Origin of the sequence: Halomonas sp. HAL1 (assembly GCF_030544485.1) — a bacterium.
Taxonomy (GTDB): domain Bacteria; phylum Pseudomonadota; class Gammaproteobacteria; order Pseudomonadales; family Halomonadaceae; genus Vreelandella; species Vreelandella arctica.
Genome location: NZ_CP130610.1, coordinates 1,792,542 through 1,815,627 on the forward strand (window position 1 = coordinate 1,792,542; position 23,086 = coordinate 1,815,627).

At 52.6% G+C, this 23,086-nt stretch carries 19 protein-coding genes, 1 tRNA gene, 1 other RNA gene and 1 pseudogene; 11 read left to right on the forward strand and 11 right to left on the reverse strand.

Annotation, left to right across the window (positions count from 1 at the left end):
* Nucleotides 1-3 precede the first annotated feature (3 nt).
* Complete coding sequence (gene betI, locus Q3Y66_RS08410) at nucleotides 4-624, reverse strand: transcriptional regulator BetI (RefSeq protein ID WP_193365447.1); 621 nt, start codon at nucleotides 622-624, stop codon at nucleotides 4-6.
* A gap of 191 nt (nucleotides 625-815) precedes the next feature.
* Between betI and Q3Y66_RS08415 the strand changes: the two genes are divergently transcribed.
* The 3 genes from Q3Y66_RS08415 to ffs all read left to right on the forward strand — a co-directional run bounded on the left by Q3Y66_RS08415 (nucleotide 816) and on the right by ffs (nucleotide 2,063).
* A complete protein-coding gene (locus Q3Y66_RS08415; protein ID WP_008956649.1) occupies nucleotides 816-1,751 on the forward strand; it encodes a choline ABC transporter substrate-binding protein in 936 nt (311 codons plus the stop codon).
* Nucleotides 1,752-1,837: 86 nt separating this feature from the next.
* Nucleotides 1,838-1,914: transfer RNA gene (locus Q3Y66_RS08420), tRNA-Met, on the forward strand.
* Between the two features lie 52 nt (nucleotides 1,915-1,966).
* Nucleotides 1,967-2,063, forward strand: an RNA gene (gene ffs / locus Q3Y66_RS08425) — signal recognition particle sRNA small type.
* A 660-nt stretch (nucleotides 2,064-2,723) separates the two neighbouring features.
* Here ffs and Q3Y66_RS08430 read toward each other — a convergent pair.
* The 6 genes from Q3Y66_RS08430 to Q3Y66_RS08455 all read right to left on the reverse strand — a co-directional run bounded on the left by Q3Y66_RS08430 (nucleotide 2,724) and on the right by Q3Y66_RS08455 (nucleotide 9,415).
* Entirely contained in the window at nucleotides 2,724-5,819 is a 3,096-nt protein-coding gene (locus Q3Y66_RS08430; protein ID WP_008956648.1) for a molybdopterin-dependent oxidoreductase, read from the reverse strand.
* Nucleotides 5,812-7,041 carry an NrfD/PsrC family molybdoenzyme membrane anchor subunit gene (gene nrfD / locus Q3Y66_RS08435; protein WP_008956647.1) on the reverse strand — a complete coding sequence of 410 codons (1,230 nt, stop codon included), beginning with the start codon at nucleotides 7,039-7,041 and terminating at the stop codon, nucleotides 5,812-5,814. Before nrfD ends, Q3Y66_RS08430 begins: the two co-directional genes overlap by 8 nt.
* Nucleotides 7,025-7,801 carry a sulfate reduction electron transfer complex DsrMKJOP subunit DsrO gene (dsrO, locus tag Q3Y66_RS08440; protein ID WP_008956646.1) on the reverse strand — a complete coding sequence of 259 codons (777 nt, stop codon included), beginning with the start codon at nucleotides 7,799-7,801 and terminating at the stop codon, nucleotides 7,025-7,027. Before dsrO ends, nrfD begins: the two co-directional genes overlap by 17 nt.
* 294 nt (nucleotides 7,802-8,095) lie before the next feature.
* Entirely contained in the window at nucleotides 8,096-8,281 is a 186-nt protein-coding gene (locus tag Q3Y66_RS08445; RefSeq protein ID WP_008956645.1) for a DUF2892 domain-containing protein, read from the reverse strand.
* Nucleotides 8,282-8,310: 29 nt separating this feature from the next.
* Nucleotides 8,311-8,799, reverse strand: a complete 489-nt coding sequence (locus tag Q3Y66_RS08450; protein ID WP_035586264.1) for a hypothetical protein — start codon at nucleotides 8,797-8,799, stop codon at nucleotides 8,311-8,313.
* A gap of 70 nt (nucleotides 8,800-8,869) precedes the next feature.
* Complete coding sequence (locus tag Q3Y66_RS08455) at nucleotides 8,870-9,415, reverse strand: rhodanese-like domain-containing protein (protein WP_238528451.1); 546 nt, start codon at nucleotides 9,413-9,415, stop codon at nucleotides 8,870-8,872.
* A gap of 186 nt (nucleotides 9,416-9,601) precedes the next feature.
* On the opposite strand from Q3Y66_RS08455, the gene Q3Y66_RS08460 reads away from it, so the two are divergent.
* Nucleotides 9,602-9,790, forward strand: a complete 189-nt coding sequence (locus Q3Y66_RS08460) for a pirin-like C-terminal cupin domain-containing protein (RefSeq protein ID WP_008956642.1) — start codon at nucleotides 9,602-9,604, stop codon at nucleotides 9,788-9,790.
* 347 nt (nucleotides 9,791-10,137) lie between these two features.
* Here Q3Y66_RS08460 and Q3Y66_RS08465 read toward each other — a convergent pair whose 3' ends face one another.
* Nucleotides 10,138-11,319: an MFS transporter gene (locus Q3Y66_RS08465; protein WP_008956641.1), complete on the reverse strand. Its 1,182-nt coding sequence runs from the start codon at nucleotides 11,317-11,319 to the stop codon at nucleotides 10,138-10,140.
* 136 nt (nucleotides 11,320-11,455) lie between these two features.
* Here Q3Y66_RS08465 and Q3Y66_RS08470 point away from each other — a divergent pair, with 136 nt between their 5' ends.
* The 6 genes and pseudogenes from Q3Y66_RS08470 (at nucleotide 11,456) to Q3Y66_RS08495 (ending at nucleotide 18,683) form a co-directional block, all read left to right on the forward strand.
* Complete coding sequence (locus tag Q3Y66_RS08470) at nucleotides 11,456-12,349, forward strand: LysR family transcriptional regulator (protein ID WP_008956640.1); 894 nt, start codon at nucleotides 11,456-11,458, stop codon at nucleotides 12,347-12,349.
* A 782-nt stretch (nucleotides 12,350-13,131) separates the two neighbouring features.
* Nucleotides 13,132-13,308: a hypothetical protein gene (locus Q3Y66_RS08475; protein WP_008956638.1), complete on the forward strand. Its 177-nt coding sequence runs from the start codon at nucleotides 13,132-13,134 to the stop codon at nucleotides 13,306-13,308.
* A gap of 495 nt (nucleotides 13,309-13,803) precedes the next feature.
* Nucleotides 13,804-14,001, forward strand: a pseudogene (locus tag Q3Y66_RS08480) (hemolysin D); the annotation flags it as partial.
* 218 nt (nucleotides 14,002-14,219) lie between these two features.
* On the forward strand, nucleotides 14,220-14,846 hold the full coding sequence (locus Q3Y66_RS08485; protein WP_238528449.1) for an HlyD family secretion protein: 627 nt from the start codon (nucleotides 14,220-14,222) through the stop codon (nucleotides 14,844-14,846).
* Nucleotides 14,843-17,566 carry a ribosome-associated ATPase/putative transporter RbbA gene (gene rbbA, locus Q3Y66_RS08490; RefSeq protein ID WP_008956636.1) on the forward strand — a complete coding sequence of 908 codons (2,724 nt, stop codon included), beginning with the start codon at nucleotides 14,843-14,845 and terminating at the stop codon, nucleotides 17,564-17,566. Before Q3Y66_RS08485 ends, rbbA begins: the two co-directional genes overlap by 4 nt.
* 1 nt (nucleotide 17,567) lies before the next feature.
* Nucleotides 17,568-18,683, forward strand: a complete 1,116-nt coding sequence (locus Q3Y66_RS08495) for an ABC transporter permease (protein WP_008956635.1) — start codon at nucleotides 17,568-17,570, stop codon at nucleotides 18,681-18,683.
* A 6-nt stretch (nucleotides 18,684-18,689) separates the two neighbouring features.
* On the opposite strand, the gene ftsH is transcribed toward Q3Y66_RS08495, so the two are convergent.
* From ftsH to Q3Y66_RS08510, 3 genes are all read right to left on the reverse strand, one after another.
* The gene (gene ftsH, locus Q3Y66_RS08500) at nucleotides 18,690-20,537 is read right to left on the reverse strand and encodes an ATP-dependent zinc metalloprotease FtsH (RefSeq protein WP_008956634.1); all 1,848 of its coding nucleotides are present in this window, start codon (nucleotides 20,535-20,537) and stop codon (nucleotides 18,690-18,692) included.
* Between the two features lie 54 nt (nucleotides 20,538-20,591).
* The gene (locus Q3Y66_RS08505; protein WP_008956633.1) at nucleotides 20,592-20,918 is read right to left on the reverse strand and encodes a TraR/DksA C4-type zinc finger protein; all 327 of its coding nucleotides are present in this window, start codon (nucleotides 20,916-20,918) and stop codon (nucleotides 20,592-20,594) included.
* Between the two features lie 179 nt (nucleotides 20,919-21,097).
* Nucleotides 21,098-21,556, reverse strand: coding sequence for a hypothetical protein (locus Q3Y66_RS08510; RefSeq protein WP_008956632.1), 459 nt, complete (start codon nucleotides 21,554-21,556; stop codon nucleotides 21,098-21,100).
* 909 nt (nucleotides 21,557-22,465) lie between these two features.
* Between Q3Y66_RS08510 and Q3Y66_RS08515 the strand changes: the two genes are divergently transcribed.
* Nucleotides 22,466-22,969, forward strand: a complete 504-nt coding sequence (locus Q3Y66_RS08515; RefSeq protein WP_008956630.1) for a hypothetical protein — start codon at nucleotides 22,466-22,468, stop codon at nucleotides 22,967-22,969.
* The last annotated feature ends 117 nt before the right edge of the window (nucleotides 22,970-23,086 follow it).

Genomic DNA, 23,086 nt, shown 5'->3' on the forward strand with positions numbered 1-23,086 from the left:
TAATTAACTATAAATATTGGATGCTTTCGTAGTGCATCCATGATGAGCAAAAAGCTGGTCGAGATAGGTGTGCGCAAGGTGGCGAGCTTCTGCCGCGTCAAGACCTTCAGGCGTCAGGGCGCCGCGCAGCCATAAGCCATCAATCATGGCCGCCAAGCCGCGGGCCGCGTTACGGGCCTCGGTAGGGGGCATGACGCGTTTAAACTGGTGACATAAATTGCTGTAAAGGCGGCGATCATTGACGTTTTGCAACCGCTGTAGCATGGGTTTATGCATGCTGCTGGCCCAGAAGGCTAACCAGGTCTTGGCGGCTGGGCCGGTGACCTGGGTGCGGTCAAAGTTGCCCTCGATAATGGCACCGATATGAGCACGCGGGGCGTTGTCTTCCAGCGCATAGCGGCGCACTGCCACGGCCTTGGTAAGGTCGGTCAAAATTTGCCGCATGGTGGCCTCAAGCAGGCCATCCTTGCCGCCAAAATAGTGACTGATAATACCCGCTGAAACGCCCGCATGACGTGCAATACGCATGACGGTGGCTTCTGCCAGACCGACTTCATCAATGGCTACCATGGTCGCGTTGATCAACTGCTGGCGGCGTATCGGTTCCATTCCCACCTTTGGCACAGCGCTCTCCTAATTCGTTGAATGCCTAACTTGGGTAGATGCTTGAAACCCAGGCGCAGGCATGATTACCTAACCATGATGGCATTTTTTTATTGAACGTTCAATCAATAAAAAGGCGCCGACATTTACACTGGATGCGACCTCTGCCATCAATGAGTGTTCGCAGCAGACGTTTAAGGGGAACCACGATCATGAGCAGAACTTCTTCACGCTACGCAGGTGCTTTATTGCTGGCAGCAGGCCTACCAGCGGTGGCTTACGCCGACGAGTGCAGCAGCGTGCGCTTTGCAGAAGTGGGCTGGACGGACATCACCGCGACGACGGCGCTAGCCAGTGAAGTACTTGAAGGGCTTGGTTACGAGCCAAGCGTGGATACGGTTTCCGTGCCGATCGCCTACGCAGGCATGCGCAACAATGATTTTGATGTCTTTCTGGGTAATTGGATGCCCTCAATGGCTTCCATCAGCGACCCCTATATCGAGCGTGGAGAGGTTGAGCGCCTGGTGGCTAACCTGGAAGGGGCGAAGTACACCCTTGCAGTGCCCCAGTATGTTTACGACGCTGGCGTGACCTCGGTTAACGATTTAGCGGAGCATGCCGACCAGTTTGATCGCAGCTTGCACGGCATCGAGGCGGGTAACGATGGCAACGAGATGATTGAGCAGATGATCGATGATGACGCTTATGGCCTTGGCGATTGGCAGGTAATAGATTCCAGCGAAGCGGGAATGCTGGCAGAACTGCGCGCCCGAGTACCCAACGAGCAGTGGATGGTGTTTTTGGGCTGGGAGCCGCATCCCATGAACTCCAACTTTGAGATGGCCTACCTTTCTGATGCCGATGACTATTTTGGCCCAGATCTGGGCGGCGCCACGGTGCACACCAATACCCGTGCGGGCTTTGTGGAGGAGTGCCCCAATGTGGGCACGCTATTGCGCAACATGACGTTTACCCTGGAAATGGAAAACCAGCTAATGAGCGCGATCATGGATGATGGCGAAGACCCTCGTGATGCCGCGCGTGATTACTTGAAGGCCAATGATGGCGTGCTGGACGAGTGGTTAGACGGCGTGACCACACGCAACGGCGAGCCTGGTGCTGAGGCCGTGCGTACTGCTATTCAATAAGTCAATTTTGGTGATAGCGGCAAGCCGGAATCCGGCTTGCCTTTCATCGTTAAGGTAGGCATAATCTGCACCCGTTGATGAGGAAAGGCTACGTAGCTCAGCTGGTTAGAGCACATCACTCATAATGATGGGGTCCCCTGTTCAAATCAGGGCGTAGCCACCACATCAGCATTAGCACACTTACTTAACAACCGAGTGTGCCGTTATGGTGGCCCCTTAGGTCCTCCCGCAACGCTAAACTGCGAACCCCGCCAGGCCCGGAAGGGAGCAACGGTAGTGGTGGCTGCGTGTGCCGGGATGTGGCTTCTGGGGTCGCCTCCATTTCTAGTCGTTTCCTGCCTGTTTTGACATAAATTGCCTTCAAAATGACATAATCTGCGATTTGTCATGACATAACCTATTTTTGTAATAATCCTACGAAATGGGGTGATGTTATGTATAGGCGCAAGCTCCGAAAGTGCTAATTTTTATTTTTACCGGAAATCGTTTTAAAGTGTTGTTTTTGAGCTGTTTTCAAAGATGTAACGGCTATTAAAGGCAGCAGAGCGTAGTGCAGCTTGGTAGCGCGTGGCACTGCGGTTGCAAAGGTCGCAGGTTGGAATCTCTCTTTCCGCTAAGTATTACGAATAAGCCTCTTACTTTCATAGGCTTTTTTGTGTCTGTAATTTCATCAGCCCATACTTCTGTTTTGGCTCTCTCTGGAATGCATAGAAGGCCTCTGGACGATTCTGCCCTTAGTCATGATAACCGGGCTTTGAAATATACAGCTGCTATATATCTGCCAGTATAATGAAAGCTAATGCTCTACGCAGCGTTGACTGGCTACTGTCATCATCCGCTGCTCATTTTGATATCAGTCTATCTATTTAAACCTTAGCGAGCCCCTTGAAGCTCATTAAGGCATCCTTGCTTTTTAATCATCCCAATTTTGCAAAGCTAGCTGTGTATATTCTATTGCTCTGCGCTGGTTAGCTACACTCGTCTAACTTTTACTGGTAAGCCTTGGCGCACGCTGGCCCCACTGATTGGCTCTAGCCAAGTGCCATCTACTTTCCGTGTGGGGTCTTGGAAGCCTAGGTCATTAATATTGATCCCTGCACGCATCCAGGGCATATCCGGCTGGGATACACCGTCGATGACATGTGGCGTGGCACCTAAATCCTTGTGGCCATAGCCGTGCTCAATGCCCAGGGCACCAGGTATTACGCTTTCACTGACAAGTGCCAACCCCACCACGCTTCCGCCAGGGCTTTCTATGAGAATGGTATCACCGTGCTGGATACCAAAGCGCTCGGCGTCTTGGCGGTGCATTTGTATCGGGTTATAAGGCTTGATCATACGTAGCCGCTCACTGCCAATGGCGTAAGAGTTCATCAGGTTGGATTTGAACGAGAAAGCTAGCAGCGGCCACTCCTGCTCAGAAAATACCTCGCGCATGGGTTGCTTGTTCGCCAGCTGAGGCAGCTTATGGCAGGGGACGCCGCTATTGGGAAGGCCATTAGTGGTATCAATACTGGTGCCTACCGATTCGTTGTAAACACACAGCGTTTGCTTCCACTGGTATTTCAATTTTTCACCGATGAAGTGCTCGCTGGCATCTTCAAAGCGTCCACCCCGGGCATAGAGATAGGCGACTCGAGCGCGTTCATCAGTTTTTAGCGTTCGTGCGATTTTAGGCAGCAGTGGGGTAATGCCTCCATGAGCAATATCAGCGTCATCTGCTTCTGGCAGTGGCTCTTCTTGAAAAGAGATATTGGCCGCGGCTCGTAGGTAGTAATCCTCAGCGCGATTGAGCGGGTGCAGATTTCCTTGGGCATCGGGAATTGCGTTGTCGCCAAAGCCGGGCAGACCCAGGCGCTTGGCAACGGCGATAAAGAAGCTGTCCATTGATACTGGTTCGCCCTCGGCGGTTTTTTGCTGGCGTGGCTCAACTACGGGCCAGCAGGCGGTGGTTAGTTTGCCGAGGGTGCCTTTCCACGCGCCAGCAAACCCCCACACCTCGTACATCACGGAATCAGGCACGATGTAGTCGGCGTAGCGGTTGGTTTCATTGATGAAGCCATCCACGGCGACAAAGAGCCCTAGCCGCTTGGGATCCTTCAGCTTGTCGACAATGACGCTTTTCAGACCGGCCTGACCATAAATCGGGTTGGCCATACAGCCAATCACCGCTTTGATGGGGTAAGGATAGCCATCTAGTGCCGAGGGTAGGTGCTCTGTGAGTGTCGGCGGTGCCAACGAGCGCCACGGCGCTCTAGCCGGGTAAGGATTTTCGCCTGCGGCGACTTTGCGCTGATACTCGGAAGACTTTTCGTAGGGGAAGCGCGAGCGGGATAGAAATACTCCCTGAGGCGCGCGCTTACCAGGAAAGTTGGCTAAGTCGTAGCGTGGGCCCTCGCCGGTACCGCTGTAAGTGCCGCCGCCCAAGGCGCTGCCACCCTTCATATTGTAGTTGCCCGCCAGCAGGTTCAGCATTTGCACGCTGAACGCGGCGTAGAAACCGTTACCCGACATCATGCCGCCGTGACAGTTAACAGCGGCTTTTCTGCCATGGCTGGCATAGCGGCTGGCCAATTCAATAATCGTCGCCTTGGGAATGCCACAATGCTCTGCATAGGTGTCTAGGTCGTACTCGTGGGCAGATTCGCTTAGCAACGTCAGGCTGCTTTTGACGGTCACGGTGGTGCCATCGGCAAGCTCAACCGGACGTTCGGCAAAGAGCTCGGCGGTCATCACCTCTTCGCTTAGCGCGAGTTCGCCATTGGCGACTACCATCGGCGAGTCAGTATCGTTACCCGCTTCTGCTAGACCCAGGTCGCTGGCGCGAAGAAAATAACCTCTGCGGGGGTGTTCATAGGTGTCAATCACCAAATGAGTGGCGTTGGAGTGGGTGGTTTCGCCCGCTGCATCGGCGGCGGCTTGGCCGGGCAGGACTAGGAAGTCGCTAGCATAGCCCTGGTTGTCGAGTAGCCACTGGATGATTGCCATGGCAAAAGCGCTGTCTGTCCCAGGACGAATAGGCACCCAGCGGTTATTGTCGGCTGCGTGGGAGGTGGCGGCATTGAGCGCTGGGTCGACCACCACGTACTCCAACGTACCGGCTGCACGGGCTTGGGCAATCAAGCGGCCTTGGCGTTTAAACGGGTTGCCCGCTTGGCTGGGCGCACAGCCGATATACATGATGAACCGTGCGTTTTGGATATCCGGCTTAACGTGGGCGTTGGTGACAATATTGTTCATCACCGCGCCAGATCCCATGCGGAAAGCCAAACCACAGTAAGCGCCATGGTGACCATAATTGCGGGTAGCAAAGGCATTGAGGGTAAAGCGCTTGAGTAGGTCTGAGCGCCCGTAGTCAGTGGCTTCCATTACCATTAATTGGTTGGCCTTGGGGCCATATTCAGGGTTGTCAGGGTCGATCAGGGTGTCGTGATCGCGAATATCGCGCAGTCCATCAACGTGGCCTTCGTTAAACAGGTCGCCGCCTTCGCAGATTTCTTCAATTAGCTGCTCAAAGGAGATTTTCTGCCATTGACGGCTTCCACGTTCACCTACTCGTTTCAGGCAGTGGTCGACTCGGAAAGGGTTGGTAATTTGGCTCATCATGGCGTTGCCACGGGCGCAGGCGGTGGAGCGGTTTATCTGACCCTGTTCACCATAGGCGCTAACACTGCGCAGTGCATCCGCCACCGGTGTACGCATAGGTAAATGGTCGTCGGCGGATAGCGGGTGGTAGGGATTGCCTGATACCCGCAGTACTTCGCCAAGGGTGTCATCGACCCTCACTCTCACGCCGCATCGGGTAGTACAGCCGTAACAAATAGTGAAGGCGACTCGCTGGCCGGGGGTTAAGGTGAGTTCACCAGTGTCTAAATCGACTCGGTATTCTGGAGTCAGCGAGTTGCCATGAATATTGTGCCTGGGTTTTTCACCCGCGCTACCGGTAATGCCCTTAGCCATTTTTGCCAGTGGGTCGGCATAGCCCACAGCAAAAGTGGCTGCACCACCGGCGACGGCAGCGCCTTTTAGAAAACGGCGGCGTGACGGGTCTTGAGCAGACTTAGACATGACTAGACGCTCCTTTTTTCGCGGTGAGAGAATGAATAGAAGCATCTGGGGCAGCGTGGCTTGGCGTTGCTATAAGGCCGCCCTGTTGGGCCTCACGCCAGGGAATAAACAGTTCGATCAGTAGAATAGCGGCGAGCCAGAGGCCGAAGGTGCCAACAATGCCTAAAATACCGTAAGAACCGGCGGGAATACCGTAATGATGAAAGCCCGCACTATTGCGCGCCACATGCTGAACATCCATCAGCACCACCCAGCGGAACATCCAGCCCATGTGTATGGCTATGAGGCCTAGCAACCATGCCCAGGTAAACAGTGCAGGCTGGCTAGAGGTTGGGGCGCCGCGCGCCCCCGGCTGGCGCAGGGTAGGACGAGTCAATAACAACAACACGGCGGCAAATAGCGCTAAGCCGGTAATCCCTCCCCATAGGGCGGTATTGCGCCACGAGTCGCTATGGCGCACGGATTCCAATGCGGCGGCAACTGAGCCTACGTGGGCATTCACGCCATCCAAAAACCAGCTAATCGCGATTAAGCCTGCTAGCGCACAGGTCACTAGCAACACATACAGCATTTGTCGTATCGTAGTTTGCGAACAAAGCCCACTCATCCGGTTCAGCACTAACACCAGCCCGGAGGCGGCGATAAATCCGGTAGTCACCAGCATAGGCGGTAGCCATACGGTGTTCCAAAGCGGGCGGGCTTTTACGATTGCAAGCTCCGCACCGGTGTAAAGCATAATGCCGCTGGAAAGCCCCAGCGCAGCCAGACCTACCACGGTGATCAGCGCTCTGGGCGTTGCGCCAGTGCCCAGTGAAAGCCAGGTGGCTAGCATGCCGCTGAGTCCTGGTGTGCTGCGCTGTGCCTGCAGCGCGGGCCGCCATGCCAGCCAAGCAAGTCCAAGCACGCTAACCAAATAAAGCGGTAGAACAACACTGCCAATCGACATCCACGAGTGGCTATTGGCGTAAGCGTAGAAGTGCCAGAACCGCAGCGGCTGGTGCAAATCCGCGAGTAGCGCAACGGGCGCTACCAGCGTAGTGCTAACGCAAGTGATTAGCGCCAGACGCGCGGTAGGCAGCCAGGCTTTTTTGCCGAATACCAGTGCTGGGGCGGCTAGCCAAAGGCTGGCGTAGGAAACCGCAATCATAAAAAAGTACTGCACCGCCCACGGGTACCAAGCGATGTCATAGCGCGGTGCCAGTAGCTCAATGGTGGAATTCATAGCCCATCTCCTGACCGTGGGGGTCGAGTACTTCGAGCGCAACGGGCTCTGCCTTAGGACGTGTGGTGAAGCGCTCATCCATGCCTAGGTAGAACACCTGAGGAAGGGTGTTTTTTTCTGGTTGTAGCACCATCAATGCATCGTGATGTTCGTGAATCATGCGGCTGATTTGGCTTTGAGGATCGCGCATATCCCCAATCATGCGGGCACCGCCCACGCAGCTCTCAACGCAAGCAGGCAACAGCCCGGCTTCTAGACGGTGGGCACAGAAAGTGCACTTATCGGCGGTTTGAGTGCGTTGGTTAATAAAGCGAGCATCGTAGGGGCAAGCATTGACGCAATAGGCACACCCTACGCAGCGGTCGCTATCGACCACCACAATGCCATCCTGCTGCTGGTAAGTGGCTTCTACAGGGCAGACCGGGACGCAGGGTGGGTTTTCACAGTGGTTACACAGCCGGGGCAGCATAAAGGTGGCTAATTCGCCGCTTTCCTGATGCTGTACTTCATACTGGGAGACCGTGGTGCGAAACTGTCCCAGCGGTGCAGCGTTTTCGATATGACACGATACCGTACAGGCCTGGCAGCCGATGCACTGGCGTAAATCGATAAGCATACCGTAGCGTTTAGTTGGGTCGCCTTCGCGGCGGGCAGGTTGCTGATTAATGCCAGCTTGGGCAAGGCTTGAAAACGGCATCAGCGCAGCGCCTGCGCTTAAGCGTGCCATTTGACCCAAGAGCGAGCGACGTATTGCGTCCATAGCGCCTCCTTGGCGAAATAAACGGCATTCGCAGGGCGAATGTCGTAATACGCTTAGATTACGCCTTTGCTCAAGGTGGAAAGTTGATACGTGTCAATGTGTTAGGATATATCGCTTAATGCTCTCTTAATGTTAAATGACTAAGTGGCTGTTCTGTATATGGAATTTAATTTAGTATTAAATAATTGGCTTGCTACATGGGAAATTTTTTAGCGCGCATATGTAAAAAAAACGCTTGCCCTAATAAACATGGCAAGCGCTTTTTCTATGGTTTTGTTTGCTTAATAGGCACTATTAAATTTTACATGTATTAATGCCTATTAATTTATAAGCTGGGCAGAAGTTAAATAACCCGGTGGCTAGCGGCAATACGCCGACCCAGCCCCACACCCCGATAGTACCTGTCAGGGCCAGTACGATCAGTGCAATCCCAATCAGGATGCGTAAGATTTTATCGATACCACCGACGTTGCGACTCATAATTGACTCCTTAAGCTCAGTTTGGGTGCTCAAAAACTGTAAACAGGAATGGACGGATCGCGCATCATTTCCGCTATGGGGCCAGGTGCCGCCACCCCCACGCCTTCAAGAAGGTCGTCTTCTTCGTTTTTGCTGTTAGGCAGGTAAATGGCACATACATCCACCGTTGCGCCATTCTCTAATAGCATATTAAGCATGCCTTCCGGTTTGACTTGGCCCGCCGGGTTGCTCGGTGGTGTGTGGATAGCTTCAGCACTTGCGTATCCCTCGACGGCCAAATCACCAGCAGCATCACAAAGCAGTATATGTAGGTGGGTGCCTTGCTGCTGCATGGCGTTGGATAGAAGCATGGCCATGCCTTGGGTCTGCAGTGAGTCGCTAGTAAGGATAACTAAAGCCTGGTCTTCAGCTCCGTTACTACCATAGCTGTCAGCTATTGAGAGGCTAGAGAAACCGATGGCAGCAGTAGCGGCTGCCAGTGCCAAGATAATGTTGCTGGTTTTAAGTGTGTTAGTCATGCGGTCATCTCGTTGGGTTTGATCAATGTCTAAGCCCCGCTGCTTAAGCGGTGAGCCATATATCGGAGTGTTAGTGCGCAGGGTGCCATGCCACATCAGGATTGATGTCATAGCTCCACGGAAGGCCCGAATTGCGCCACCCATCCTGCGCTCTTACACCCTGGGACTGACCCTTCTTGAGATTTTCACCCTCGAAACCATCGGTCATGGAGTAGACTTCGCTGTATCCCATCTCGGCGATCACATCGGCAGCGGGGGCGCTGCGGGTGGCTCCGGAGCGACACATGACAATGATCGGGTCTTCTTTGTTTACGCCCAGCGCTTCTATTTTGGCGCTTACTTGCACCGCGAAGTCAGCGTTTTTGACCATTGGCCAAGTCTTCGCTTCTCCATCGAAGTTGTCGCGCTCGGCTAGCACCCAAGGTACATGAATATCGGTGGGCTCAGCGAAGCCCGTAAACTTGATCTCAATGGGGTCACGTACGTCAATGAGTACAGCACGATCGTTATCTTGCATGAGGTCATGAGCCTCAATGGCTGTGACATAGAGACCTAATGTTGTTTCCCGGTAGGCCTCGACTTCGTCTGCAATAGAGGGTGTGGCTCCTAAGGCCATCGTGATTCCGATGACGGCAGCCATAGGTAGTAAAGAGCTATTAATAATTATTTTATCTATCGTAATAACTTTAAGTTGCATTCGTTGAGAATAGACCTCTTCTCACTTAAAAACACGAGGCATGTGGTCGCAGCTTGATCTATATCAAGCCAATATGATTTTTCGTGGTCGTGAAATGACGTAACGATGCTACTGGGCGGTGAAACGCTGAATGGCCCCCGCTATATATCTTGGAACTTCGTCGCTTCTTCGCAGGAAAAGCTGGAGGCCGCAAAGCAGGCTTGGGTAGAAGCGGATTTTGAAAATGGTCGCTTTCGCCTTCCCCCGGCAGACGATGCTGAGTTCATTCCTTTTCCCGGAAAGCCTGCTAAATAACGCTCCCAAAGAAGCTGGCTGCTCCAGGCAGCCAGCGTACTCCACTCGTTGATTCAGTTACGCTTAGCAAGACATTTGACCAACCCGGCCGCTGTTGAAATCATCTATTGTCTCCATGATCGCCTGTTCGCTGTTCATCCCAAAAAAGCAATGACCCAAGACTGGCTCCTTAAACGGTCGTTACTCTGCAGTAGAATCGAGGGAGTGAGCCATATCGCATGAAAATGGTTTCTTCCTAATGACAACCGGATACGGGTTTGAAGAGCGGTATGGCTAGTATGATGTGGTGAGGTTCTCCAAATGGCCTGGTGCGCGCCCGCCGATTTCCGCCGGGCGCGACAAGGGGTTTAAGTGCTGGTCACGGCGTCTTGGCCACGACGATCCAAACTGCCAGAGAATCGAGTGAGCACCAGTGCTAGGGTGACGATGCCAGCGCCAATCCAGGCGGTATCGGTCAGGCTCATGCCGTCGACCACATAGCCACCAGTCACAGAGCCCAAGGCAATACCGATGTTGAAGGCGGCAATGTTGAGGCCGGAAGCGACATCGACGGCTTCGGGCACGTAGCGCTCAGCCAACTGCACCACGTAAACCTGTAGGCCAGGCACGTTACCGAATGCGAAAGCACCCCAGATAAGCACGGTCAGTACAGCGGTTACTGGATGTGTGGCGGAAACTGCCAATACCAGCAAGGTGGCGATAAGGCCTGAGAAAATCAGCGTCAGAGCGCTGATGGGGCCCATACGATCGGCCATCTTTCCGCCGTAAATGTTGCCAAACGCTACCGAGACGCCGTAGACCAGCAGGATCAGGCTGATGGCGTTATTCCCGAATCCGCTAACCTCCTGCAGGATAGGTGCTAGGTAGGTAAATGCAGTGAATGTGCCGCCATAGCCAAGAATGGTGATCAGATATACGAGCAAGAGGCGCGGATGCGTTAAAACCTTAAACTGCTGGCTGAGAGAGGCTGGAACAGCTTTTTTCAGGTTATTGGGTACGAGCAGGGCGCTACCGATCAGGGCTAAGAGGCCAAGGGAAGAAACCACTAAGAAAGTGGCACGCCAACCGAAGTTTTGACCAATCCAGGTGCCTAGGGGAACACCCGTGACGAGAGCCACCGTCAGGCCTGTGAACATGATAGCAATAGCGCTGGCTTCCTTGTCCTTGCTGACTAGGCTAGTGGCGATGGTCGAGCCGATGGAGAAAAACACACCATGGGCCAAGCCCGTTAAGATGCGTGCCGAAATCAATGAGCCGTAGCCTGGCGCTTGCCAAGCTAAAAGGTTGCCGATGATAAACAAGGCCATCAGGCCAAGAAGCACCCACTTGCGATTCAGGCGACCGGTCATCGCTGTCAGCACGGGTGCGCCGACAGCAACCCCGGCCGCATAGAGGCTAACCAAGAGACCGGCCGAAGGTAGCGAAACGCCCAAATCCTGGGCAATGGTAGGCACCAATCCGACGATCACGAATTCGGTGGTGCCAATGGCAAAGGCACTGAGCGTCAGTGCGAACAATGCAATAGGCATAGCAAATCTCCTTAGAGGAAAGTAGGTCACTACGTAACGCAGGGGAGTTTGCGCTTGCTGCCTTGTGTGATAAACGGCTATAAAATAGAAACACTTTTACATTATTAACAATAATGTGCCGATCAAGGAATAGAGGATGCTGAGCCGTACTGTCGATCTTCAGTTGCTGGTGGCCGTGGTGGACAGCGGTGGGTTTAGCGCTGCCGCCCGCCAAATGGACGTCCCTGTAGCTAAGGTGTCCCGCGCTGTTCAACGCCTGGAGCAGCAACTGGGTACCCCACTACTTAACCGAACAACACGTAGCGTGACGTTGACGAGTGAAGGGCGCACTTTCGTCGAGCGAGTAAGGCTGGGATTGAGTACGTTAGAGGAGGCTGAAGAAGCCATGCGATTGAGCCAGGCGCGTCCTAGTGGCCGCTTGCGAGTTGATGCAGCCACGCCTTTTGTGCTGCATCAACTGGTACCCTTGATCGGGGCGTTTCGCGAGCATTACCCTGGAATCGAGCTTGAGCTATCGGCCTCTGATGACATCATCAACCTTCTGGAGCAGCGAACAGACGTGGCAATTCGGATTGGCGGTTTAGAAGATTCCACACTGCACGCCCGTCCTTTAGGTCGGTCGCCATTGCAATTAGTGGCTAGTCCTCAGTACTTAGAGCGCCATGGTGTGCCGGTGAGTCCTGTCGCATTGCGTGATCACCAGTTGCTAGGGTTTCTTAACGCCGATAACCTCAACCGTTGGCCTGTGGAAGGCCTTCCTCAGGAAGGCCCCAATATTCAAGCCCAGATGAGAACTTCTAGCGGGGAAGTGATGCGTCAGCTTTGCCTTGCTGGTGAAGGCATCGCCTGCTTCTCACGCTTTATGATTCGGAATGATCTTGAGAGAGGATCTTTGGTCGGATTTATGATGGATCGAATGATCAGTCCTCATCCTCGTGAAATGGTCCAGGCGGTCTATTATCGTAATACGGCCCTTTCGGGGCGAATTGGAGCTTTTCTTGACTTTGTGGCTCCACGGTTAAGGCTTTGATCTAAAACATTTTAATTTAAATTGCCTCTTGCCCGGAATTAATATCTAAATACGGCCAGTCACTCGTGGGGCCAAGAATGACGCGCAGCGCCCTTAACAAGTGCTGTTCCTGGGGGCAGCCTCAGTATGACTTGAGGCCTATATGCCCCACAAGGAAAGTGCTAGCCGACGGCAGGGAAGTTTCTACATTTGAGAAATCTGAATGCAACCAGAGAACAGCTTTGAGCTGAAGGTTTATCTGGCAAAGCTACGTAATATTACTACGAAAATGGTGACGCCATGTATCACTGCAAGCGTCGCCACTCCCGCCTTGAAAATGCTCAAGTTTGCTATTCCCGAAAAAGACTATATAAACGATAGTATATTCTCTGGAGTTCGTTAATTCGTTCAATAGTCTATAACTGCCAACAGAGTTACGTGTTGTCGCGCTTGTTTTCTACAGAATCTCCTCACACCTAGTTTATAAAAATCCTACATTTTCTATATGTGGCACCATATTTTTTCGAGAGAGGCGATTACCAAATCAGGCAAGAAATGGACAGTATTGTGCAATGCGTTTCAGTCTTATTGAAGCTAATAATGTATGTGTTGGTGACAACTCTAACTAGCTTGGAGTCAAAAAAATGTAATGAAATACCAGATAGGTGGGTGAGAAGGAGATGGCGTTTGCAATGCGGTAGACGCTGAAGCCACATAGGTTCTCATCATCTGTAGGGGCCTTTTCGTGCGTACCTTTTTCAGCTGAGGGGGGACAACACTAGTTAAGTAAAAGGAGTAAAATCATGAAAATGTTAAATGCGGTATTAATGATTACATTAGTGCTTATCTCAGGTGTAGCACTCGCTGAGAAGGGGGCGGCTGAGGATAGCAGGGTTGTTTATTCCGAATCGAAGTCTCCGCAACAAGGCAGCGGCACACGAAGTTTATCACCCTCCGAGTTGCGTGTCAGAAACCCTTAAGCGAAGCAGCCTGATCTGATATGATCAGTATTGCCGGGCAGGCATAACATCCTTCGGGCTGCCCGGTAACTTGCTAGGTTTCAATAAAATCAGCCGCTAATTAGGCAAGAACTCATCCATGTGGTGACCCTTTAATAACAAGCTGTATGTAATAAAATATTTGGCGGCAAGCCAGTTATTGATCTTCCCTCTTAAGCTTTTGCTTCATCGAAAGCAAATGGCCTATTCTTCGCGCAAGTATTTTGCATGTCTAACCTCCTAGTCAGAAGTGACAGGCTATTGAGCTTAGCGCTACTCATTCAGGAATTGACATCAGGAATGCAAGATATCTTGAGAAATTCTTGATCTGCGTCACCACGTTTACATTTTCTAGTTTCATACTGGTTGTAAAGACCAATGCTGGCACTAGCCGTTATACGCTCTTTTCCTTCTGAATGACTAGTTAGTCAAGGATGCCGAATCGTGCCCTCCACGCTGAGAAAAGTGGTATGGCGAATGTTAATAATTGCCGGTGTTGTATTTATTGCCGGTGTGTTGGTGTGGCTGGAGCTTCGACCTGAGGGGCTGGGTGATGGTTTTGCCAGCGGTAATGGGCGAATTGAAGCGACAGAGATCGATATTGCTACCAAGCAGGCGGGTCGTATCGAAGCTGTGCTTGTTGGCGAAGGGGAGCAGGTCGAGCCGAATCAGCTCTTGGCGCGTATGGACACGAAGGTGCTAGAAGCCGAACTGGGGCAGGCCAGGGCACAGGTTCGACAAGCCGAGAGTGCGAGACGGACCGCCCAGGCACAAGTAGCTCAACGACAGAGCGAAAAAACGGCTGCTGAGGCCGTCGTGCTGCAACGAGACGCCGAGCTGTTGCAGCGCACAAGCGTTATGATCGCACCCGGGCATTGGTGGCTCGCAATGCCTTGTCGAGGCAGCAACTCGACGATGACTTGGCCAGCCTGGAGAGTACCGAAGCCGCGCTGGCCGCTGCACGTGCGGGTGTGCTCTCCGCCTTGGCAGCCATCGAGGCAGCCGATTCAAAGGTTATTGAATCACAGGCGGCCATTGAGGCAGCCAGCGCAACAGTGGACAAGCTGGAGGCAGATCTTGAAGACAGTCAACTGCGCAGTGACCGGGTGGCAAGGGTTCAATATCGTGTCGCCCAGCCCGGTGAAGTGCTGCCAGCCGGGGGTGTGGTACTCAACCTCGTCGATCTGACCGATGTCTACATGACCTTTTTCCTGCCTGAGCGTCAAGCCGGGCGTGTTGCGTTGGGTGCCGACGTGCACCTGGTGCTGGACGCAGCACCTCAGTATGTAATCCAGGCTAACGTCAGCTACGTCTCCAGCGTGGCCCAATTCACTCCCAAGTCCGTGGAGACAGCTAGCGAACGTGAAAAGCTGATGTTTCGGGTCAAGGCCCGTATCGACCCCGCGCTACTTGAACAGCACCTAGACAAAGTCAAAACCGGTTTGCCGGGCATGGCCTATCTCAAGCTTGATGATACGCTCGATTGGCCCGACGAACTGAAGGTCAACGTGACGCCATGACCATTGATGGATCTGTAGTGCGGCTGGAAGGTGTCAGCTTGCGCTATGGTTCAGTGCATGCGTTATCCGGTCTAAATTTGGCCATTCCCGCTGGCTGTATGGTGGGGTTGATCGGGCCCGATGGCGTCGGTAAGTCCAGTCTGATGGCCCTGATTGCCGGTGCCAGAAAAATTCAGCAGGGTAGGGTTGTCGTATTAGACGGCGACATGGCAGAAGGGCGGCATCGCAAAGAGGTGTGTCGGAGGATTGCCTATATGCCTCAGGGGTTGGGAAAGAACCTCTATCCCACCCTGACAGTCTTTGAAAATCTCGATTTCTTCGGCCGTCTATTCGGTCTGGATCGTCAGAGCCGGCATAGTCGTATTGCCGAACTTTTGCATAGTACTGGGCTGGCTAGGTTCACGGAACGCCCTGTCGGCAAGCTCTCCGGCGGTATGAAGCAAAAGCTGGGGTTATGCTGTGCGCTGATCCACGATCCCGACCTGTTGATACTCGATGAACCCACCACGGGCGTCGATCCTTTATCACGGGCTCAGTTTTGGGACCTGATTGGGCGGATACGGAGCAAGCGTCCAGGTATGAGCGTGTTAGTCGCCACTGCCTATATGGAGGAGGCTCGAAACTTCGACTGGTTGGTGGTGATGGATGACGGGCAGGTATTGAATACTGGCGCGCCTAACGATCTGCTGGCAGCGACGGGAAGTGCAACGCTCGAGGAAGCTTTTATCAGGTTGTTGCCTGAGACTAAACGGCGCAGGTATCGAGAGTTCAAAATATCGCCCCGCCAACCTGATGCCAATATAGCCATCGAGGCCCATGGACTGACCAAGCGGTTCGGCGATTTTGTCGCCGTGGATCGCGCCGACTTTCGTATCGAGCGCGGTGAAATATTTGGTTTCCTGGGATCCAATGGTTGTGGGAAGACCACCACGATGAAGATGCTCACCGGGCTACTATCCGCCAGCGAAGGAAAGGCATTGCTGTTCGATAAGCCCGTCGATCCGCGCGATATTGCTACGCGCAGTCGGGTGGGCTACATGTCCCAGGGTTTTTCTCTCTATACAGAACTGACGCTACGTCAGAACCTTGAGTTGCATGCGCACCTGTTTCATCTGCCTAAGGCTGAGCGTGCCACACGCGTGAGGGAGATGCTGGATCGCTTTGATCTCACGGCAGTGGCTGACAAATTACCGCCAGCGCTTCCACTGGGAGTGCGTCAACGGCTGTCGTTGGCGGTGGCAGTTATTCACCGACCTGAGTTATTGATTCTTGATGAACCCACCTCCGGGGTGGATCCGATAGCACGCGATAACTTCTGGCTGCTGTTAGGGCAGATCTCCCGTGGAGAGGGAGTGACGATCTTTATCTCCACCCACTTCATGAACGAGGCAATGCGCTGCGACCGGATCGCTTTGATGCATGCCGGGCGCGTATTGGCTACCGACACCCCTGAGAAGCTACTAGCGTCGCGTGGCTTACCCACACTAGAAGCTACCTTTATGGCGTATCTGAAAGAGGCTAGTAAGATAGATGAAGCCGAGTCCGAAAAGCCGACGACTACCTCTCTCAAACCGCACCCGCCGACCCGGTCAGGCGGGCTGACCGTTAGCTTGCGCCGTTTGTTCAGCTATACCCACCGAGAGACCCTGGAGCTACGTCGCGACCCGATACGCGCCACGCTGGCGCTGCTGGGTAGTCTGATCCTAATGTTTATCATGGGATATGGCATCAATATGGATGTCGAACATTTGACCTATGCCGTGCTCGACCGTGACCAGACCACGACCAGCCAAGCGTATACTCTCAATCTAACGGGATCGCGTTATTTCACCGAAAAGCCTCCTCTGACCGACTACAGCGATGTACAGCAGCGTCTACGCAGCGGCGACATCAGCCTGGCGGTGGAAATTCCGCCAGGGTTTGGCCGTGATATCAAGCGTGGCAATGTGCCCAAAGTTGCTTACTGGGTCGATGGTTCCATGCCGGTCAGGGCCGATACTATCAAGGGGTATGTCGAGGGGATTCATGCGGACACCTTGGCTCGCTTGAGCGAAGGGGCTGGAGCTTTTTCTCCTCCCGTCGAGATTGCCATTCGCTACCGCTACAATCCCGACGTTAGAAGTCTGCCAGCCATGGCCCCGGCGATGATCCCACTGCTGCTCATGTTGATACCTGCGATGCTGACTGCCTTGGGAGTCGTACGTGAGAAGGAGCTCGGCTCTATTATCAATCTCTACGTTACGCCGGTTTCTCGGTTGGAATTTCTGCTCGGCAAACAGTTGCCCTACATCATGCTGGCGATGATCAATTTCGTCACCCTGGTGGCGTTCGCCGTGTTGGCCTTTGGTGTGCCGGTGAAGGGTAGCCTGCTGACATTGAGCCTAGGCGCGCTGCTCTATGTCATCTGTTCCACGGGGATGGGATTGTTGATGTCATCGGTTCTGCATAGTCAGATTGCCGCTATCTTCGGTACCGCCATCGCTACACTGGTGCCTGCGATCCAGTTTTCGGGGCTACTCTCTCCAGTTTCCGCGCTGCAAGGGGGTGCGGCTGTCATTGGACATATCTATCCCACCAGCCATTTTTTGATTATCAGCCGAGGCGTGTTTTCCAAAGCGCTCAGTCTGGGAGATCTGACACCGTATTTTCTGGCCCTGCTGATCACCATCCCCGTACTGACGTTATTGAGTGTTTTGGGTCTCAGGAAACAGGAGCGCTGAGATGGCCAGGCTTGCCAATATTCTGCAACTGGGTATCAAAGAAATACGCAGCCTGTATCGCGACCCGGCTCTGATGTTACTGATCATTTACTCGTTCACTTTGGGGATCTACCTGAGTGCCACTGGCGAGCCGGAGGCGCCATTCCGAGCTAGCGTGGCCATTGTCGACGAGGATCAGTCTCAGGCATCCTTACGTATTGTTAATGCCTTTCAGCTTCCCTATTTTTTGCCGCCTGAATTTATCGATATTGGCCAGATGGATCGTGGCATGGATGCGGGGCGTTATACCTTTACACTTAATATTCCTCCTAACTTTCAGCGTGATCTGCTGGCCGCTCGACAGCCGACCATTCAGTTGAATGTCGACGCTACCCAGATCAGTCAGGCATTTACGGGAGCTGGGCATATTCAGCGGATTATCAGTGATGAGGTGGCCGATTTCATCGGAACATACCAGCACCCATCGCCGGGCCGCATTGAGGCAGTAGTTCGTGCTGAATTCAACGCTAATCTCAACCGAAGTTGGTTCGGCGCCATTAATGAAGCTATCAATCAAATCACCATGTTGTCGATTATCCTGACAGGAGCAGCGTTGATCCGTGAACGAGAGCACGGCACCATTGAGCATTTGTTGGTCATGCCGGTCACCTCGTTCGAGATCATGTTGGCCAAGGTCTGGTCGATGGGGTTGATCGTGCTGTTGGCTTCGGTCTTCGCACTACGCATCATCGTCGAGGGTTGGCTGCAAGTACCTCTTCGCGGCTCGCAGACGCTCTATCTTTTCGGCGCCACGCTACTGCTGTTTGCGACCACATCAATGGGGATTTTTCTGGGCACGTTGGCGCGCTCAATGCCGCAACTGGGCCTGTTAATCATTCTGGTACTGATTCCCCTGCAGATTCTGTCGGGTGGGATGACCCCGCGTGAAAGCATGCCTGAGCTTGTGCAGCGCATCATGTTTGTCGCCCCGACCACTCACTTTGTCGAACTTGCTCAGGCCATTCTCTTTCGTGGCGCCGGATTGGGAATTGTCTGGCCGCATTTGTTGGCGCTGGCCATCATTGGCAGCGCGTTTTTTTTGGGCGCCCTTTTAAGGCTCAGAAAAGCACAAGAATGATCCAGCTTATATGCGATCCGTCGCTGGCCTGTCAGCTATCTCTACTACTCCCCCGATGGGCGGAAAATCTTGGGCGGTCAGCGTCTCGCGCTCCAGCAGCATGGCGGCACCGGTCTCCAGTACCTGGCGACGGCGGGTCAGTATCTGGGTGGCGCTATCAAAAGCGTCGTCGACCAGCCTGCGTATGGCAGTATCGATTTCACGGGCTGTTTCCTCGGAGTAGGTCTTGGGCTTTGCGAGCCCAAATTTGTCGCCTAGAAAAGCTTGCCGGTCTTCCTCATAAATGACTTGACCGCCTTCCTCACTCATTCCGAACCGGGTGACCATGCTACGGGCAATATCGGTCACCTTGGCCAAGTCATCAGCCGCTCCAGTGGAAATTTCATTGAAAATCATGCGTTCGGCGGCTCGGCCGCCCATCAGCACTGCCATGCGACTCTTTAGGTCGGCAACCGTTTGCAGGAAACGCTCCTCTGTTGGGCGCTGGATTGTATAGCCCAAGGCGCCCACCCCTCGTGGAATGATAGAGATTTTGTGTACAGGGTCCATTCCAGGCAACGAAGCGGCGACGAGAGCATGGCCCATTTCGTGATGCGCTACTACGCGTCGCTCATGTTCATTAAGCACACGGCTTTTCTTCTCCAGTCCAGCAACGATGCGTTCCACGGCGAGTGTAAAATCGCTTAATGCCACCGCATCGGCATCACGGCGCGTGGCTAGCAGAGCCGCTTCATTGACCAAGTTGGCTAGATCAGCACCGGTAAACCCTGGAGTCAAGGCGGCTATCTGCTCGGCATCGACATCAGACGCCAACTTGTTGAGGTGTTTTAGATGTACATTGAGAATGGCAATACGTCCCCGACGCTCGGGGCGATCGACCAAAACCTGACGGTCGAAGCGTCCTGCACGCAGCAGGGCGGGATCAAGGATCTCGGGTCGGTTAGTCGCGGCCAGAAGTACAATCCCGGATGATGTATCAAAGCCATCTAGCTCAGTTAGTAGCTGGTTGAGGGTCTGTTCCTTTTCGTCATGACCGCCACCGAGCATACCAAGCCCTCGGGCGCCGCCGAGGGCATCCAGCTCATCAATAAAAATGATACACGGCGTGGCTTTTGCAGCTTGCTCAAAGAGGTCTCTAACTCGGGCTGCCCCCACGCCGACGAACATCTCTACGAACTCGGACCCTGAAATCGAAAAGAAGGGAACGCCAGCTTCGCCAGCCACGGCACGGGCCAGCAGCGTCTTGCCAGTGCCAGGAGGGCCAACCAGAAGGATGCCCTTCGGCACGTGAGCCCCCAGGCGACCATAACGCTGAGGGTCGCGCAAAAAGGCCACTACTTCCTTGAGTTCATCCTTGGCTTCGTCAATGCCAGCCACGTCGGCGAAGGTCACCTTGGTTTCGGTCTCAACATAAACACGGGCTTTCGATTTGCCCAGTGTCATCATGCTGCCGAAGCCTCCCTGACTTGATACCATACGGCGTAGGAAAAATCCCCAGATAGCGAATACGAGCAGGAACGGCAAGAGCCAAGAAAGCAGAGAGGTCAGCCATGACTCACTAGGCGCACCATTGAAAGTGACATCGTATTGGGCTAGCTCATTGGCCAAGGTCGGGTCGATGCGATAGGTGGTGAAGCCAGTAGTACCGTCGGAGAGTGGCGTATTGTAGGTGCCTTTGATCCGCTCTGAACTAACATCAAGCGTGTTGATGATGCCTTGCTCAAGATGATGACGAAACTCGGAATAGGGAATCGGTTCGTAGGAACGCCCCTCCGCAATGAAATCCTGAACCAATAGGACAAAAATATAGCCGAAAATAAAAAAGAGGATATATGCTTGGTAACGTTTGTCCATGCTAACCTCAATGCGGCTTACTAGAGGGCCTGATTGGAGGAGGTTTCGCCCTTGTTACAGATCAGCGCAGTTTTTGCAGCGGGTTGTGTAGGGCAAGGCCCTGAGACGATCTGGTGCGATGGGCTTGCCACATTTCTCGCAGAAGTCTCCGACCTGGGCAGCGATGCGTGCCAAGGCGCGTTCGGCCTGGGCCAGTTCTAGCCTGGCTTCTTCCTCCAGCCGCGCGACAACTTCGTCGTTTTGAACCTCTAGCGCCTGATCATCAAGATCTTTATTCAGAGCGCCACTGCTTCGATGCTGGTGTTCTTCATAGTGATGGATGCGGGCTTTGAGCTCTAACCGTAGGTTGTCTAGCCAGGCCTTTCTATCTTGAGTAGACATGATGTACCCGTTAATGTTGGTTAGTACGTGGCTCTATTGAGCGGTATATGGCATCTAATACACTTGGTACAGCTCGCGTTATGCTCAAACCTGTTTTAATCGGGCCGACGGTGGCGTTACACCATCACGGCTTTCTGAGTAAGGTCCAACAGCATGAGCGCTAGAACTTGTAGCTGTGACTAAAGATCTTCCAGCTTTTCCGCGTCTCGTATCATGCGCATGATTTCGTGTTGTTCTAAAGCGAGGAGGCCATTCAATAATTCCTCGGTGGACGAGACTTCAGCCCGTGTCGATAAATAGCGATAGAGATCAATAATACGATCATGTACTGCTAGCAAAGAGCGCAGGACATCGTCAGTGCTCATGTTGGCAAAGTCTAAATTACCCAGTGTTTCAAGCTTGAAAGGGTACTTGTCAAAGTATTCTGCACACCACGTTTGGAGCGTGGCTTTCTCTGCATCTTCCTCGCTCAATGCTATGACCCTGCTAAGTTCTTGTTCATGTTGGGAAAGATAGTCAAGTAACATGCGCAGCTTTTCTTGCCGGGCATCCATGGCGGCGCGCTTCAGTGTATCGGCCAGATTGGCATGCAATTGCCGGGTCAGCTCCAATATGTCTTTAATGGTTTCAACCGTCATGCCCTTGTCCTATCTCAGGTTGGCTCTTGTTGGAAGTGATGCGTTACTGAGCAGAATCTTTAGATCTCACACCAAATGCGCTCTCTTAGGTCATCGCTGAGCTTTGATACCTTACGCGCGCGTTTTAACGTCGCTTCTGTCATATCACCAGTGATTTCATGATAGCAGGACACCATAGACGAAGGTGTTAGCAGACCCTCAAGGCCCAACATGCAGCTTGTCAGCTTGTTGCAGGAACTCGTCACGGTTGAAAAGAAGTCTAGTTCGTGACGCGTTGCGTCATTCAGTGTCTCTAGCCAAATTCGCTGCAACTTGATCGCTGTATTAGTGGATTCCATCCACGGTTGAGACCACAAAACGAGCAAGTTTTCTGTGAGAGGTGCTTTCAAAGGCTGTTTTGTAAGATCTGACGTTACCATTTTATTGTCCTCTTTGAAGGTAAGGCCGTATAGATGGCTTTAATGTTGTTGTAATATTTTATGTTTTTACCAGCCAGCCGACACTGACGTTTTATGGTGTCTATACAAAAAGTTAGCTAGAACTCCAATAATAACTTTCAAATAGTATAGACGACATGGGTGCACAAAAATTTGACCGTTGTCAGCTTTATGGCTTGAAATTTTTTATGGATAGTATGCTTGATTTCAAGGAGAGAGCTGCTGCTAAGGATGGGGTGCCTTGTTGTTTTGAAAATGATAACCTAAATGATTAGATTTTTAGTTATCATGATAGTGATAAAGTATTAATAGTTGATTAGTTAAAAACAGGTAAGATTTTAATGAGTGTTAATTTTTTAATGTTGATATAGAAAATTGACCGGTATCATAGAAAACGAGCTTTACCTCACACTAGGATGCCCTTTGAAAAGCTGCCCATTGTTGGGCTTTTTTTGATGATTAGAGGGCTTTAATGATGGATAACTTGACAGCACTTACTTATCTACCGCAAGACCAGTTGAGCTTAGCTTATTTGCACGAGGTACGTGAGCTGAATCGCTACCGGGGCTTGGCACTGAGTTTTCTGCCCTTTGATCCACCTATTAGTCGCCTGATGGATGCGATTGGTATGGAGTGTGTGCACAGACTCTGCAGTTTGCAGGAAGTGGCTAGTCAGATGGAGCTTGGCGCTTGCGCAAATGCTAACCAGCAAAAGGAGCCTCCTTTTTTTAATAAAGTTAATAAGCACCTCTTCGTTGTTGATGAAAATATGGGGAAATACCTACTAGCAAATGCCGAAAAATCCGCTGAAGCGACGTGTACGTTCTTTGGTTGGCTGCTGGAAACAAATGCGACGCCTGAGCTACATCAGCCATTATTCGACTTTGTGACACAGAAAACGAAAGAGTGCCATGTGCTTCGGGAGTGTCGTGAGCAGTGGGGAGTAGGCTCTTCTAAGTTAAGTCTTGCGATGTGATTAAAGCGCCGCTTTGTACACAACATATGTCAGCGGAGGAGCATATTTCTACTGACGCAGAGTGAGCTACGTTGAGAGGTTTTTTTTGCGCTAGATCAATACTGTTATGGGTAAGTG

What these genes read in the sequence shown, in the direction of transcription:
- Q3Y66_RS08415 (WP_008956649.1), top strand. Translation starts at nt 816, where the DNA reads ATGAGCAGAACTTCTTCACGCTACGCAGGTGCTTTATTGCTGGCAGCA.
- Q3Y66_RS08430 (WP_008956648.1), bottom strand. Translation starts at nt 5,819, where the DNA reads ATGTCTAAGTCTGCTCAAGACCCGTCACGCCGCCGTTTTCTAAAAGGC.
- nrfD (WP_008956647.1), bottom strand. Translation starts at nt 7,041, where the DNA reads ATGAATTCCACCATTGAGCTACTGGCACCGCGCTATGACATCGCTTGG.
- dsrO (WP_008956646.1), bottom strand. Translation starts at nt 7,801, where the DNA reads ATGGACGCAATACGTCGCTCGCTCTTGGGTCAAATGGCACGCTTAAGC.
- Q3Y66_RS08445 (WP_008956645.1), bottom strand. Translation starts at nt 8,281, where the DNA reads ATGAGTCGCAACGTCGGTGGTATCGATAAAATCTTACGCATCCTGATT.
- Q3Y66_RS08450 (WP_035586264.1), bottom strand. Translation starts at nt 8,799, where the DNA reads ATGACTAACACACTTAAAACCAGCAACATTATCTTGGCACTGGCAGCC.
- Q3Y66_RS08455 (WP_238528451.1), bottom strand. Translation starts at nt 9,415, where the DNA reads ATGGCCTTAGGAGCCACACCCTCTATTGCAGACGAAGTCGAGGCCTAC.
- Q3Y66_RS08460 (WP_008956642.1), top strand. Translation starts at nt 9,602, where the DNA reads ATGCTACTGGGCGGTGAAACGCTGAATGGCCCCCGCTATATATCTTGG.
- Q3Y66_RS08465 (WP_008956641.1), bottom strand. Translation starts at nt 11,319, where the DNA reads ATGCCTATTGCATTGTTCGCACTGACGCTCAGTGCCTTTGCCATTGGC.
- Q3Y66_RS08470 (WP_008956640.1), top strand. Translation starts at nt 11,456, where the DNA reads ATGCTGAGCCGTACTGTCGATCTTCAGTTGCTGGTGGCCGTGGTGGAC.
- Q3Y66_RS08475 (WP_008956638.1), top strand. Translation starts at nt 13,132, where the DNA reads ATGAAAATGTTAAATGCGGTATTAATGATTACATTAGTGCTTATCTCA.
- rbbA (WP_008956636.1), top strand. Translation starts at nt 14,843, where the DNA reads ATGACCATTGATGGATCTGTAGTGCGGCTGGAAGGTGTCAGCTTGCGC.
- Q3Y66_RS08495 (WP_008956635.1), top strand. Translation starts at nt 17,568, where the DNA reads ATGGCCAGGCTTGCCAATATTCTGCAACTGGGTATCAAAGAAATACGC.
- ftsH (WP_008956634.1), bottom strand. Translation starts at nt 20,537, where the DNA reads ATGGACAAACGTTACCAAGCATATATCCTCTTTTTTATTTTCGGCTAT.
- Q3Y66_RS08505 (WP_008956633.1), bottom strand. Translation starts at nt 20,918, where the DNA reads ATGTCTACTCAAGATAGAAAGGCCTGGCTAGACAACCTACGGTTAGAG.
- Q3Y66_RS08510 (WP_008956632.1), bottom strand. Translation starts at nt 21,556, where the DNA reads ATGACGGTTGAAACCATTAAAGACATATTGGAGCTGACCCGGCAATTG.
- Q3Y66_RS08515 (WP_008956630.1), top strand. Translation starts at nt 22,466, where the DNA reads ATGATGGATAACTTGACAGCACTTACTTATCTACCGCAAGACCAGTTG.